Annotated in this window: 10 protein-coding genes and 1 pseudogene (1 of these 11 cut by a window edge); 7 read left to right on the top strand and 4 right to left on the bottom strand. The window is 58.8% G+C overall.

Annotation, left to right across the window (positions count from 1 at the left end; all coding sequences use genetic code 11):
• Positions 1-74: pseudogene (locus FVQ81_07485) on the top strand (hypothetical protein); it begins 1,111 nt to the left of the window's first position.
• Positions 14-643 (top strand): hypothetical protein, encoded by a 630-nt coding sequence (locus FVQ81_07480; GenBank protein ID MBW7996393.1) that lies wholly within the window; start codon positions 14-16, stop codon positions 641-643. Before FVQ81_07485 ends, FVQ81_07480 begins: the two are co-directional and overlap by 61 nt.
• 104 nt (positions 644-747) lie before the next feature.
• Here FVQ81_07480 and FVQ81_07475 read toward each other — a convergent pair whose 3' ends face one another.
• Positions 748-2,274 carry a DegQ family serine endoprotease gene (locus FVQ81_07475; protein MBW7996392.1) on the bottom strand — a complete coding sequence of 509 codons (1,527 nt, stop codon included), beginning with the start codon at positions 2,272-2,274 and terminating at the stop codon, positions 748-750.
• A 432-nt stretch (positions 2,275-2,706) separates the two neighbouring features.
• Between FVQ81_07475 and FVQ81_07470 the strand changes: the two genes are divergently transcribed.
• The 4 genes from FVQ81_07470 (at position 2,707) to FVQ81_07455 (ending at position 6,979) form a co-directional block, all read left to right on the top strand.
• Positions 2,707-3,771 (top strand): Gfo/Idh/MocA family oxidoreductase, encoded by a 1,065-nt coding sequence (locus FVQ81_07470; GenBank protein MBW7996391.1) that lies wholly within the window; start codon positions 2,707-2,709, stop codon positions 3,769-3,771.
• Between the two features lie 43 nt (positions 3,772-3,814).
• The gene (locus FVQ81_07465; protein ID MBW7996390.1) at positions 3,815-4,792 is read left to right on the top strand and encodes an aldo/keto reductase; all 978 of its coding nucleotides are present in this window, start codon (positions 3,815-3,817) and stop codon (positions 4,790-4,792) included.
• A 492-nt stretch (positions 4,793-5,284) separates the two neighbouring features.
• A complete protein-coding gene (locus tag FVQ81_07460) occupies positions 5,285-6,322 on the top strand; it encodes an aldo/keto reductase (GenBank protein ID MBW7996389.1) in 1,038 nt (345 codons plus the stop codon).
• 51 nt (positions 6,323-6,373) lie between these two features.
• Positions 6,374-6,979, top strand: a complete 606-nt coding sequence (locus FVQ81_07455; GenBank protein MBW7996388.1) for a hypothetical protein — start codon at positions 6,374-6,376, stop codon at positions 6,977-6,979.
• Between the two features lie 10 nt (positions 6,980-6,989).
• Here FVQ81_07455 and FVQ81_07450 read toward each other — a convergent pair whose 3' ends face one another.
• Positions 6,990-7,727: a hypothetical protein gene (locus tag FVQ81_07450; GenBank protein ID MBW7996387.1), complete on the bottom strand. Its 738-nt coding sequence runs from the start codon at positions 7,725-7,727 to the stop codon at positions 6,990-6,992.
• Between the two features lie 809 nt (positions 7,728-8,536).
• On the opposite strand from FVQ81_07450, the gene FVQ81_07445 reads away from it, so the two are divergent.
• Positions 8,537-10,396 (top strand): M6 family metalloprotease domain-containing protein, encoded by a 1,860-nt coding sequence (locus FVQ81_07445; GenBank protein MBW7996386.1) that lies wholly within the window; start codon positions 8,537-8,539, stop codon positions 10,394-10,396.
• Positions 10,397-10,489: 93 nt separating this feature from the next.
• Here FVQ81_07445 and FVQ81_07440 read toward each other — a convergent pair whose 3' ends face one another.
• Complete coding sequence (locus tag FVQ81_07440) at positions 10,490-10,786, bottom strand: hypothetical protein (protein ID MBW7996385.1); 297 nt, start codon at positions 10,784-10,786, stop codon at positions 10,490-10,492.
• Between the two features lie 41 nt (positions 10,787-10,827).
• On the bottom strand, positions 10,828-14,034 hold the full coding sequence (locus FVQ81_07435) for an efflux RND transporter permease subunit (protein MBW7996384.1): 3,207 nt from the start codon (positions 14,032-14,034) through the stop codon (positions 10,828-10,830).

The raw sequence follows: 14,034 nt of genomic DNA, 5'->3' as shown, positions 1-14,034 counted from the left end.
CCAGGCGCCGTATGTGCGGCCCGGCGGTTCCGGCAGCGGAGAATGGCTGCTCGAATTCTACAGCCCCTATGTGATGACCGAGGGCTTCATCATCGGTGAACTCACCGGAGACCGTAACGACAAACTGGAAATCGCGTTCCGCAGCCAGGTGGCCAAGCCGAACAACCTGTCCGATCCCGATCGGTGGATGCCCTGGGATACGATCGCCGCAAGGCCCGGCCGTTTCCAGGTCAGGCTTGACCGCGGCGATGCGGCCGCCGGCAAGAGCAGCCTCCACGGCGTCTACCGCTGGCAGCTCAGGATCAACCTGGCCGAAAGCGACGCCTCGCTGGCCTCGGGCGGCGGCGAGCAGGTGGTGGCGGGACTGCGGAGCCTGCGCATGCTGGGCTATTTCGAGAACGGAATCATGAGTATCCCGCAGATTTTCGATGGCCGGAACACGGTGCGGTTCAAGGTGGAGGACCCCTCGCTGGTCCAGGGCGAAATCATGGTCACCTACAGGTGGCAGACCGCCGGGGGCGAGCGGGAGCACAACCAGCGGATTGTTCCCGGAGAGATGTTCTACAGGGACAACGAGGCGGTCTATACGATCGACGCGCCGGGGCTGATCCGCTGTAATTCGCTGACGATCAGTTACGAGTAATATCTTACTGCGAAGAAGCAGGGGCGGGCCCATGTGTCCGCCAGATATAAAAAAGCGCCGGGACAGCTCCCGGCGCTTTTTTATGGGTGAGCTCTCGAATACTCTTAATCTTTCTCCAGCCGCAGGGCGGCCAGGAAAGTGGCGCCGCCGCGCTGGACACGCAGCAGGACCGTATCATTGTCGAGTTCGGCCATGATGCTGTTGAAATCGGCCACCGAGGAGACTTTCCTGCGGTCGGCCTCCACGATCACGTCGCCTTCCCGGAGCCTGGTCCTCGCCGCCGGGCTGGTGGGGTCGACACCGACAATCAGCGCACCTTGGATACCCTCCTCCAGTTGATAGCGCCGCGCCATCTCCGGGTTGATTCCGTGCAGGGTCAAGCCGGTTTTCTCCCGGGTGGCGTCGGCACTGCCGCCTCCGCCGCCCCTGCCGCCGAATGTGGAAGCCAGGGTGTCTTCATCACGCTCGGCCAGCACCACTGTGTAGTTCTTTCTGGTCCCGTCGCGCAGCACGGTGAAACTGGCTTCCTTGCCGGGCTTGATCAGCGCAACTTCATTCATCAGTTCCTGAGCCGTGGTCACCTGTTTGCCGTTGACCGCTGTAATGATGTCGTATACCTCCAGGCCTGCTTTCTCGGCCGGGGTATCCGGCCTGACATTACCTACCAGCACGCCGGAGTAAGGCTCCGCGTCCAGCGAGCGAGCGATATCCGGCTCCAGGTTGCGGATCTCTACGCCCAGGTAGCCGCGGCTGACTTTGCCCTCGGCGATCAGGCTCTGCATGATATTCTTCGCCATGTCGATCGGGATGGCGAAGCCGATTCCCTGGCTGCCCCCGCTGCGGCTGAAGATCATCGAGTTGATCCCCACCACCGAACCGTCGAGGTTGACCAGCGCGCCGCCCGAGTTGCCGGGGTTGATCGCCGCGTCGGTCTGGATGAAATTTTCATACGAATTGAGGCGAGTGGTTCGTCCGAGAGCGCTGACAATTCCCATCGTAACTGTTTCGCTCAGTTGGTAGGGGCTGCCCACGGCCAACACCATCTCGCCGATCCGCAAGGCGTCGCTGTCGCCCAGATGGGCCACCGGCAGGTTGTCGGCGTCCACGATCTTGATCACGGCCAGGTCGCTGGGCGGGTCGGTGCCGATTATCTTGGCGCTGAACTCGCGCTTGTCGCTCAGGGTGATGGTCAGGTCGTCGGCCCCCTCGACAACGTGGTTGTTGGTCAGCACGTAGCCGTCGCTGCTCACGATCACTCCGCTGCCCACGCCCTCAACGCGCCGCTCCTGCGGCTGGCTCCGGCCCCCCTCCCTGGGGTCGCCGAAAAACCAGTGGAATGGATCGAAATTCTGCACGGTCTCGATTTTTGCGCTGCGGATCGAGACCACGGTCGGGATCACTTTTTCGGCTACATCGGCGAACACCTGCTGAAACTGGGGCGCGCGCTGGGCCACCGGGGGAAGGGGGGGCCGCGAGGCTCCGAATTCCGGCGACTGGGCGGCGAGTTCCCGTATGCTCAGACCGGGAATGTCGCCGCAGGACGCGATCGCGGCCACGACCATAAACGCGGTAATTATGCCTGAAAACTGCTTCTTGAGTTTACTGCAAAACATCGAAATCCTCCCGGGCATCCAGCCCTGTTAGTTGTCTCGTCATACCCGACTGCACCTTTTCGCTTTCAGCCGCAACTTAAATGCAAATACCGAACCAAAATTTTTCGATGAGAAACATCGTGGTGCCAAAAGTTGGGCAAGCCTAAAGAAATCAGTATTCTGAGACGATTTGTACTCGCAGTTATTCAACCTTAGTATAAACGTTCCGGGTGCAGGCTCCAAGTTAAATACCCCAGTTAGGGAATGCTGTTCTGGCAGGTGTACCGCAAAAAAGAGAGGTACCCATCCAGCGCCACGATGAATTCAGAAGCTTGATAACGTTCCCGGTTGCGGATAACTTATATTTCCTTTGCCGAATCCGGGCGATAAATATATTTTCCATTGGAATATAATTAAGCTGCTGCTGACTAAACCATTCATGCCATTAAAGGAAAGCGGGGCTGTCAGGAAATGAACACTCCAATACGCGCAGGCCTGGTCGGAACCGGTTTCGCCGCGGAACTCCACGCCGATGCGCTCCGGCGCTGCCGGGACGCCAGGATCGAGATGGTGGCGGGGATCGAAAAGCTGGACGAGTTCTGCCGGAAATGGGAAGTCGGGCGCAGCACCGGCGACTACAAGGTCCTCTGCCGGGACCCGGATGTCGATGTGGTCGTGGTCTGTACGCCCACTTTTATCCATCGCCCGGTAATCGAGGCCGCGGCCGCGGCGGGCAAGGACATTATCTGCGAAAAACCGCTGGCAACCACCCTGGAGGACGCACGCGCGGCGGTGAAAGCGGCCGATGACGCCGGGGTGCGGCTGATGTACGCCGAGGACTGGTGTTTCGCCCCGGTCCTGGGCCGGGTAGAGGAGATCGTGAAAGAGGGCGCGCTGGGCCGGGTGCTGTATGTCAAGGCCAAGGAAACGCATTCCGGCAGTCATAGTGAATATGCCAAAAAGATCAAGTACTGCGGCGGCGGGTCGTTGTTCCATATCGGCTGCCACCCGATCAACTGGGTACGCCACCTCTTCGGCCAGGAAGTAGTGGAAGTGGTGGGCAAGACCACCGGCGGTGGCGAGAAAAACTTCATTCACAAGGACTACGAGGGCGAAGACTGGGGCGTGGCCATCTTCACGTTCGAGGACGGCGGCCAGGGCTTTGTCGAGGGTAACTATATCACCCAGGGCGGCATGGACGACACCGTGGAGATCTACGGCACACAAGGAGCGCTGAAAGTCGAACTGACCCTGGGCAGCCCGATCCATGTCTACAGCAAGGTGGGTTACAGCTATTCGGTGGAAAAAGCGGACAGCCAGGTAGGCTGGACCCGGCCGGCCGTGGATGAGCTCTGGCAGCTCGGCTACCCGCCGGAAATCGAATACTTTATCGGCTGCATTCGGGACGGGAAGGAGCCGATGATCGGCGTTAGGGGCCGTGACGGGCTGGCTTCGATGGAAGTGGCGTTCGCGGCTTACGAAAGCGCCCGCACCGGCACCACGGTCAATATGAAAGAGTTTCGCAGCAGGTCGTAAAACGAGCAGAAGAACTGTAAACCCTGAACAGGAGAGCCGGTAGATGGTAAACAGGCGGTGCTTTCTGGCAACTGGAGCGGCGGCGCTGGGTGCGGCTTTGACAAGCGGCTCATCTGAACTGCTGGGGGTAAACAAGCAAAATTTTCTTCCCTTTCCGTCATCCGGACTGCCGTCCCGCGAGTTCGGCTCCACGGGCGCTCGCGTTTCCCTGATCACATTCGGTGGGGGGGGAAGATGGGCGGGCCTGCAGGAGGACTCGGCCCTCCAGGTGCTGACCACGGCGCTTCAGCGCGGAGTAAACTGTATCGATACGGCCTACAGCTACGGCCGCAGTGAGGAAATAATCGGCAAAATTCTGCCTGAGTGGCGCAGTAAAGTGATTCTCCATACCAAGGTTGCCACCCGCGATCCCAACCAGTGGTGGCGGCATTTGGAAACCTCGCTGAACAGGCTGGGAGCGGACTATGTGGATACGCTGATGGTCCATCAACTGGAAGGCCCGGACGATCTGGCCAGACTGGAGGTGAAAGACGGGCCGTTCGAGCTGCTGCACCGGGCTAAAGAGCAGAACCTCTGCCGCTGGATCGGCGTTTCCACCCATACCGACTGGAAAGTTCTGCTCGAGGCCCATCGACGGCACAAATTCGACCATGTGGTCATGTCGCTGAACGTGGCCACCAACGAATATACGGACCTGGGTTTCGAGGAAAACGCGCTGCCGGTACTGGCCGGGGACGGAGTGGCGATAACAGCGATGAAAGCCCTGGGCGTGGGCAGGATAGTCAACGCCCACCCGGATTTTGACTACAGGACGTGTATCCGCTATTCGCTGAGCCTGCCCGGAGTGCATACGGTCACGGTCACCATGCCGAACCTGCAGCACATGCACGACGACGTGGATACGGCCGCCTGGTTCGAGCCGTTCGGAGCCGATGAGCTTGATGCGCTGAAAGCCAAAGCCGCGGGAGAGGTCAGAGAAGCGTTCCGCGAATTCATGCGGACCCATACGGACCTGGCCTGAATGCTTGAATCGAAAAGCATTCCTCGCGGTTTGCCGCGGGGTGGTACTTGGGTGGGGGCGGACACCAGGCGAACACAAGGTTCGCCCCGGTGAGAACCAACCTTTGGCTGGAACACAGCCTGAGACTCCGGGTGATGGGTTTTTTTCCGGGGGCCGCGCATGTTTGAGCCGGCAAAAGGGTAGCGTGAAGAAGAGTCGTATCCCAGTGGAGGTAGCAGGAGCGACAGGGCCGGGAGTGCGATTCGCTTTCAGCGTGCCTTGCACGGAGGAGCGGAGTTTTTTACCTATTACACTCACTGGTCGCTGAAGAGATTGAGTAAATGCGAGTTCGCTCACCCCCGATGGTTTTGCTGCTTTTGCCGAAACAAAAGCAGCAAGAAACATTTGAAAAATACTTCAAGTTTCCTCAGCGGGTTGAACATGGGATTCAGGCAGATTTAAATCAGATGCCTCACGGCTCTGCCGCGGGGTAGTTCATTATAAGATGCAAAGATAATACTGAGATATTACTTTAAAGAAGAGACGGATGTGACTGAAAATCAAGGATATGGGTACGTGCGCAGGCGGCTTGGGCGATCCGGGCTGGAGCTGAGTGAAATCAGCCTCGGACTGTGGACACTGGGCGGGCCCAACTGGATCGATGGTCAGAGCGTGGGCTGGGAAAACCTGGACGAGGACGAGGCGGTGGCTGCCGTGGAACGCGGCCTGGAGCTGGGCTGCAACCATTTCGACACAGCCGACGTTTACGGTAACGGGCGCAGCGAACAACGCCTGGGCAGGATCCTGGGCGGCAGGCGCAAGGACGTGATAATCGCCACCAAGGTGGGCTGGTTCCAGGGCACCGCCGAACACTCTTTCCAGCCGGTCCACATCCGTCACCAGATCGAGCAGAGCCTGGTGAACCTGCGTACCGACTATGTGGATATCTATTATTTCCACCATACCGACCTCGGGCCTTACCGTGACGAGGCGGTGGAGGTTATGCGCCGGCTGAAGGAAGAGGGCAAGGTCCGCTTTATCGGCCAGAGCGGCTATGAGGTGGACGCGCTGTGCGGGATGATCGAGGTGCTGGACCCCGACGTGATCCAGTCCCGCGCCCATATCATGGACACCCGGATGATCGAGCCGCAGTCCCGGCTGGCCGTGATGATGGCCGAGCGGGATCTGGGGTTCGTGGCGTTCAGCCCGATGGCCCAGGGCCTGCTGCTCGACAAGTTCCGGCCCGGCAACCCGCCCTCGTTCGGCGAGGGCGACAACCGTCGCGACAGCCGGTGGTTCAAGCAGGAGTTTCTGGCTGAGCTGGCCCCGAAAATGGACCGGCTCAAGGAGCGTTTCGGCGGCGGGATCGATGATCTGCTGAGGGTGAGTCTGCAATACCCGCTGGCTCACCGGGCTGTGAGTTGTGTTATCCCGGGTTTCCGCAATGTAAAGCAGGTTGAGCTTGATCTTGAGCCGGCAGGAAAAGCGCTGAGCGTTGAGGACGCGGCCTGGGTCCGGGAGCTGTTCAAGGACCTGAAGATGACCGGATGATCTGGAGAGCGCGGACTGGAAAGCTTACTGAAAGATACGGGAACGCAGGCTATGCCGCTTGAGTGGAAGCAAAAAAGAATTCTGGCGGATGACGAGCGGTTGTTTATCGAGGCCCTGATCGCGCGCAGCGGATTGATCAACCGGGCGATCATGCGCGTCTACCTGGGAATCGACATCAACGGCCTGGACCGCTGGTATGCCTATATTAACCGCAGCAGAGGCAAGAAGCGGCTGTTCAACCTCCTGACCTACTGGCCGATTCGGGTACTGGAGCGGGTCAGTGCGGTATATGTCGGCGGCTCGCTGACATCAGCCGAGCAGAGCACGTTCGGCAGGATCGCCCGGATTGAAGACTACAAGCTCTCGCGGTACAATTCAGCCGTGTTCGGTGCAATCACGGGAATGCTCTTTTTCACCGGCGGCGACTTTACCCTCTGGCTCTCGACCATAGCAGGCGTGCTCGACACGCCGCTCAGCCTGACCACTGTGCTGCTCTACACCATGTGCGCGATCAGCGTGGGCGTGGACACCTGGCGCTTGATCGACAGTTTCGCCCGCCGCCGCGCCCACATGCCGTTCGGTTTTTTCCCGCTGATTATCAACTCCACAACGCTGATCAAGCAATGGACTGAGCTGGTCCGCAACCGCGGTAAGTGACTTGACTGACTCAACTGGTAAGGAAGCGCACCAGGCGGCCGATAAACTCGGCGTAGTGGTTGCCCACCTCGACCTCGCCTCCGCCGGGGGCTTGCGCCCGGATCCTCTGCAAGCCCCAATCGACCCAGCCGCCGACCCAGTGAGGCGCAAGGTCGGTGGTCAGCGCCGCGGTCTTGCCCTCGCCGTGGCCGCCGAACACCAGCAGCGGGTACCTGTCGTCGATAAATGTGATCCCCATCCCACGGATTATCAGCGGCCGCGCGCTGAGAACCAGCTGCGATTCCTCTTTGAGCGTCGTCTCGTTGAAACCGCAGAACACGGGCGGTTCTCCCCAGGGCAGCTCGCCCAGCACCGGGTGCTCGGCCTCGAGCCAAGGAACCACTCCCTGGGGCCAGTTCACGCGGTCGTCGGAAGACTTGCACTGCACCGGCAGGATATCGGCCAGCGGCCCGTCGTGGTATTCGCCAGACAGGCCGTGGAACGATTCCCACCCGCCGATCATCAGCAGCGACGAGCCGGCTTTAACACTGTCGGAAATTTTCTGCTGGGCTGTTTTGTCCAGGTTTTCCGAGGGGTAGTCGCTGAGGATAAACAGGGAGCGGCCCAGATCGAACAGTGCGTGGTTGGCTTTCCTGGTGCTGGGCACATAGGTGAATTCCACTCCGTGATGGGTCATCACTCCGCCCAGATAGGCAGCCGCACCCAGCAGGCTGTCGTCACCCATGAAGATAACTTTTGCCGTGCTCATTGTCTCTCCTTAATATTGATATTTAATAATATATGGCTTGTCATATGATGATATACTTTAAGTAACTCGGAAACGCTTACGGGCTGAACCAAGTTATATCGAAAAGGGCGGGATAGCAAGGCGCTACGGCTCAGGCGCGCAGCTTTTTGAGCAGGGAGCCGAACCCGCCGCCGCCCAGATGGGGGGTCAGGGCGCGCTCGGTGACGAATGCCCGGATCAGCCCGGCCAGGACGAAACCGATCAGGAGGTAGGGGGCGGCCTCGACCGTGAAATTCCAGATCTCGCTTACTATTGCGCTAAGCATCGCAGGTGACGGTTAAATGTGAATAAAAGCCTGACGCAAGTTGAACAAATATAAAGATGCTCCTGACAATATACAAATTGTACAGGGAAGGATTAAAAGCAAGAAAACAGGAACGAAAGAATGGAATAAGGGTAATAAAGACGGATTTATAGTTTGACAATTTGACTCATTTCCACCAGTATTTCAGGAGTAATTATTGAAATACTAAGTCGATCCATTCGATCCCCCCGGTTTTTTAGCTCATAGCTGTACCGTCACTCCAGAAAGCCAAAGCGAGTTGACACAACACCTCCCCCCCGCGAGGACAACCAAAAAATTGGGCAAACATTCTTTTATCTTCCGGATTTTATTTTCCTTTTCCATCAGCTCCATTGCCGTCAGCCAAACCGGTTTTTCCGCCGGGATAACAGAAGATTTCCGCAATCTCACCACAATCAGAGAACAGACCGCGGACAACGGACAAAGCGTTGTTTTAAACAGCGGTGATCCCGGCTGGATCAGGAAAATGGCCCGCCGCCGGGCGGCACGCATCAGAGCCAGGGGTGACAAAACCGCCCTGGCCGCTCTGCGGACTGACCGCTTTAAGCTGCCGGTTCTGCTGGGGAGTTACAGCGACCTGAGCGGGACATTAAAGGTCCAGGATTTCCAGAACCATCTGTTCAGCGACAGCACCGGTCTCACGATGACCGATTATTTCGAGGAAGTCTCCTACGGGCAGTTCTCGATCACCGGCGACGTTTACGGCTGGTACCAGACCGATAAGCCCGTGGCAGATTATCTCCCCTCAAACTACAGTGACTTTTCCCTCGATATTGTTCAGCAGGCTGATCCTGAAATCGATTTCAGTCCCTACGACAATGACGGCCCGGACGGAGTACCGAACTCCGGGGACGACGACGGGTACGTTGATGCGGTTATGGTTATTTTCGCAGGTGTGGGCAGGGAGTATGGAAATCAGAACAACCTGAATTCCGCTCAGATAGAGGCAAATCCGGGTTATACTACTGACGACCCTGCCCATGGCGGCGGTTTCCTCAAAATCCGCTGTTTAGTGCTTGTTTCCGAATTGGGCGAACTGGGAGATACTGTTGGTATTTCCAGTCTCGGGGTTGCCTGCCACGAGTTCGGCCATGTGCTGGGACTGCCGGATCTCTATGATGGCACTGGCTTGACTAACGGTCTGGGAAATTGGGGCCTGATGTCGGGCAGTCTTAACTCCCACCTTTCAGCCTGGTGTAAAATCATGCTGGGATGGGTATCGCCCGTTGTGGTGGAAGAGCAAACCTATGTTTTGTTGAATCCGGTTGAAACCAATCCCGAGGTATACCTGCTGTGGGAGGACGGATACGGCCTGAGCCGTTATTTTCTCCTCGAACACCGCCAGAAAAATGCCGGCTTCGATACGGGCATACCCGGCACGGGATTGATGATCTATCATGTCAACGAAAACCGCTGGCAGGGATTAGCCAAAAGCAAAAGAGCGACACAATCGTTATCGAACCGCTTGGTTGACCTGGAGGAAGCCGATGGCAGGAATGATCTCGACCACAAGGGAAATCCCGGCGACAGCGGCGATCCGTTCCCCGGTTCGACAGGCAACACAACTTTCGATGACTTCTCCAACCCGTCCAGCAGAGACTACGAGGGCAACCCGACCGGAGTCTCGATAACCAATATCCAGTACCGCTGGAGCCTGCCGGCCATGGGGGCGGATGTTTCACCGCGCGAACCGCTGGGTTATTCAATCGCCTACGACCGAATGGGTATTGCCGGTGGTTGGAACAACGCTGACTACTGGGGCGGAGTGCTGTTCAAGGCCGGTGAGCCGGGGTACCTGGCCGCTGTCGACATCGGCATTCCATCCGGTGACAGCGAATACGAAGTAAGAATTTATCACACGATCAACGACACACTCCCTGAAGGGTTGATTCACTCAGTGTCCGGCTACGCGCCTTTGCCCGGCTACAACACGGTTAAAATCGACCGGTGGATCAAACTGGAAAAAGGCCAGGAGTTTTTCGTGGCCTACAGGTCAAGCAACGGGGTTTGGCTGGATGACTTGTCCGAATACACGGGACGTTCGTACGCTTCCGATAACGGGATAGGATATGGACAACAATTGTCTAATGAGCAAGGGAGTGGCGTAAATATCAACATTCGCGCCCGCATCCGCACCGAAAACCCTGTTGTGTGCGATTTCAACGGTGACGGCAAAACTGACCGGGCCGATATTGTCGCAATGATCCGGTTTCTGCAAAACAACCCCGGAAATCCTCAAGCCGATTTTAACCGCGACGGTTATGCCAACGTGGCTGATGCGTTGTCGCTAATGCTTGCCCTGAGAAACGGGACCTGCCCTGAATAAGCATCAGACTTTAAGACCCGGATATACACGGCAAAAAACGCCCGGCCATCGCAGCCGGGCGTTTGGGTTCGCGTATAACTGAAATCTTGCGGCTCAGTGCATCCAGACCCTGTCCACCGGGCTGAGCATCATCCGCAGGCAGGGTTCGTAGTCCTTGCTCTGCACGGCGGCCCGGATATTGTCGGCAAGTTCAACCAGCAGCTCCTCCTCGCCGGCCACCAGCAGCACCGCCGCCTCCCAGGGCATGTTGTCGCCCAGCGAGCCCTTGCAGCGGTGGCTGATCCCGTAGCTTTCCCCGATACGCACGTAACAATCGACATCCATCGCCGAGATCAGCTCGCCGACCTCGTCGGTGAGGTCGCTGGAGATGATTACGGTTAACAGTTTCATTTGCTTCCTCCCTCGGTATCACCGTTACTGACCTTGCGTGTTTATTCCATGCCCGGCCAGCGCTGCTTGAACAGGTAGTAGAACATCGGCACCACCAACAGGGTCAGCACCGTGCTGACCAGCGCGCCGTAGAGCAGGCTGACCGCCAACCCCGCAAAAATCGGGTCGGCCAGGATCACCACTGCGCCCACGATCAGCGTACCGGCGGTCAGGGCGATAGGCCGGAAACGCACCGCGCCGGACTCGATCACCGCGTCCAGCAAATCCATGCCCTGGCCAAGGCGCACCTCGATAAAGTCGATCAGCAGCACGCTGTTGCGCACCATGATCCCGGCCAGGGCGATAAAGCCGATCATCGAGGTGGCCGTGAAAAACGTGCCCATTATCCAGTGGCCCGGCAGCACGCCGGCCAGCGCCAGCGGAATCGGAATCATCATGATAACCGGCGTGAAGAAGCTGTGGAACCACGCCACCAGCAGGAAGTAGATCAGCACGATCACCACCGCGAAACTCGCTCCCATGTCGCGGAACACCTGCTGGGTGACATCCCACTCGCCGTCCCACTTCATCGTCACCTGCCGGGTCTCGGTGGGCATGCTGGCATAGTACTTCTTGATCTCGTAGCCGCCTCCCGGCGGTTCTATCGCAGCCAGGGCCTCGTCCATGTCCAGGATCGCGTAGACCGGGCTTTCAATCTCCCCGGCGACATCGGCGGTGACATACACCACCCGCTGCATGTTTTTGCGGTAGATCGACTTGGGCAGCACGCTCTCGCGCACGCTCACCAGGTCCCCCAGCGCCACCTTGGAGCCGTCGCGGGCGGCCAGGTACACGTTGCGCAGGTTCTCCAGGCTGCTGCGCCGCTCAATCGGCACACGAAGGACAATATCCACCGGTTCCAGCTCGTTCTCCAGCCGTCCGGTGGAGATGCGCGAGGGATTGAGCACCTTGTAGAGCGTCTGGCTGACCTGGCCCGTGGAAATGCCGTGCAGGGCCGCCTTTTCCTGGTCCACCACGAAATCGTACTTGACCTGCTCGTCCTCCACCATCCAGTCCACATCCACCACGCCGGGCATTTGCTCGAACACGCGGCGCACCTCGCGGGCCACCTCGATCTGGTCCTTGTAGTCCGGCCCGTAGATTTCAGCCACCAGTGTGGCGATAACCGGCGGTCCGGGCGGTATCTCGGCCACCTTGATCCGTGCGTCGTACCTGTCGCCGATCTCGGTGATCGGGCCGCGGATATCGACAGCGATATTGTGGCTCTGACGGCTGCGGTCGTGCTTGTGGACCATGTTGACCTGGATGTCGGCCTCGTGGGGCCGGCTGCGCAGGAAGTAGTGACGGATCAGGCCGTTGAAATTGTACGGGCTGCTCTCGCCGCTGTAAATCTGGTAATCGGTCACTTCGGGTACGGTGCGAAGGTAGTCGCCGATCTCCATCGCCACCCGGTTGGTGCGCTCCAGCGGAGTGCCCTCCGGCATGTCGATCACAATCTGCACCTCGCTTTTGTTGTCGAACGGCAGCATTTTCACTTCCACCCACCTCAGGCCCATCATGCCGATGCTGGCCAGCACCACGAACACCACCGTGGCGATAAAGCTCCAGCGCTTGAGCGGGCTTTCCAGCAGCGGGATCATTACCTTGCGGTACAGCTTATACGTCCTGGTGTCCTCTACCTTTTCCGGCTCGCCGTGATCCTTGCCATAGCTCGATTTCATCAGGCGGTAAGCGAACCAGGGGGCGATCATCAGCGCCACCATCAGACTGAACATCATCGCCAGCGAGGCCCCGATCGGCATCGGGCTCATATAGGGGCCCATCAGCCCGCCCACTGTCACCAGCGGCAGGATCGAGACGATCACGGTCAGCGTGGCCAGAATCGTGGGGTTGCCCACCTCGTTGATCGCGGCCACCGCGGCCTGAAACGGCGGCAGGGCCCTGAGGCTGTAGTGGCGGTAGATATTCTCCACAATGATGATCGAGTCGTCCACCACCAGCCCGGTAACGAATATCAGCGCGAACAGCGTGACCCGGTTGATCGTGTAGTCGAGCAGATAGTAAGTGAACAGGGTCAGTGCGAAAGTGACCGGCACGGAGATCAGGATAATCAGCGCTCCCCGCGGGCTGAGCGAGATGGCGATTATCAGCGTGACCGCCAGGATCGAGGCGATCAGGTGAGTGAGCAACTCGTTGGCCTTGTCATCGGCGGTTTCCCCGTAGTTGCGCGTTACGGTTATGTTCACGTCCGAGGGAATCAGCACGCCTTTCATTTTTTCCACGCGCTCCAGCGCCTCGGCCGCCACCCGGGATGCATCGCTGCCCTTGCGCTTGGCCAGGGCGATAGTGACCGCCGGATGCTCGAACGTGCCGTAGTCCGCCGCCTCGATACCCTTGTGCCCGGCGGCCGGACCGAGGCCGAACAAGACGTAGTTGTCAAGCTCCGAGGGCCCGTCCTCGATCCGGGCCACGTCCTCAAGGTACACGGGGCGGTCCTGATGAACTCCCACCACCACGCGGCCCAGTTCCTGGCGGGAGGTCACAGGCGCGCCGCTGGCCACCCGGAAGCGCTGGTTGTTCCGCTCGAAACCGCCGGCGTAGAGGTTGACATTGGCCTGGCGCACCATCGGTTCAACCTGCAGGATACTCAGGCCGTAGCCCGCCAGCTTCTCCGGGTCGATATTGACCTGCAGTACCCGTTTCTGTCCGCCGATCACCTCGATCTCCGAAACATCGTCGGCCTGCTTGAGGTACTCGGACAGCTCCAGGGCCATCCGCCGCAGATCGTAGCCGTCGTAATTCTCGCTCCAGAGCGTGAGGCCCAGGATCGGCACGTCATCGATCGAGCGCAGCTTGACCAGGGGCATGGTGGCCCCCGGCGGCATCCGGTCCATGTTGTAGTAGATTTTATTGTAGAGCTTGACCAGCGAATTCTCGATTTCCTCACCGACCAGAAAACGCACGATCACCAGCACGCCCTCGGGGTTGGAGATCGAGTAGACATACTCCACGCCGGGGATTCCCCAGAACATTTTCTCCAGCGGCTTGGCCAGGCGGCTCTCAACCTCTTCCGGACTGGCGCCCGGCAGACCGACCATCACATCCACCATCGGCACGATAATTTGCGGTTCTTCCTCGCGTGGAGTCTTCCACAGGGCCATCGCTCCCAGGAACAGGGAGGCGACCACCAGCAGAGGTGTAAGCTTAGACTGCATGAACGACTGGCCGATCTTGCCCGCCAGTTGCAT

The sequence above is a fragment of the Candidatus Glassbacteria bacterium genome (assembly GCA_019456185.1).
Taxonomy (GTDB): Bacteria; Gemmatimonadota; Glassbacteria; order GWA2-58-10; family GWA2-58-10; genus JAJRTS01.
This window is presented reverse-complemented; position numbering and strand designations above follow the sequence as displayed.

Bases quoted from the DNA above. Each gene is read 5' to 3' on its own strand.
- FVQ81_07475 (MBW7996392.1), bottom strand. From the start codon at position 2,274: ATGCCCGGGAGGATTTCGATGTTTTGCAGTAAACTCAAGAAGCAGTTT.
- FVQ81_07470 (MBW7996391.1), top strand. From the start codon at position 2,707: ATGAACACTCCAATACGCGCAGGCCTGGTCGGAACCGGTTTCGCCGCG.
- FVQ81_07465 (MBW7996390.1), top strand. From the start codon at position 3,815: ATGGTAAACAGGCGGTGCTTTCTGGCAACTGGAGCGGCGGCGCTGGGT.
- FVQ81_07455 (MBW7996388.1), top strand. From the start codon at position 6,374: ATGCCGCTTGAGTGGAAGCAAAAAAGAATTCTGGCGGATGACGAGCGG.
- FVQ81_07450 (MBW7996387.1), bottom strand. From the start codon at position 7,727: ATGAGCACGGCAAAAGTTATCTTCATGGGTGACGACAGCCTGCTGGGT.
- FVQ81_07445 (MBW7996386.1), top strand. From the start codon at position 8,537: ATGGCCCGCCGCCGGGCGGCACGCATCAGAGCCAGGGGTGACAAAACC.
- FVQ81_07440 (MBW7996385.1), bottom strand. From the start codon at position 10,786: ATGAAACTGTTAACCGTAATCATCTCCAGCGACCTCACCGACGAGGTC.
- FVQ81_07435 (MBW7996384.1), bottom strand. From the start codon at position 14,034: ATGCAACTGGCGGGCAAGATCGGCCAGTCGTTCATGCAGTCTAAGCTT.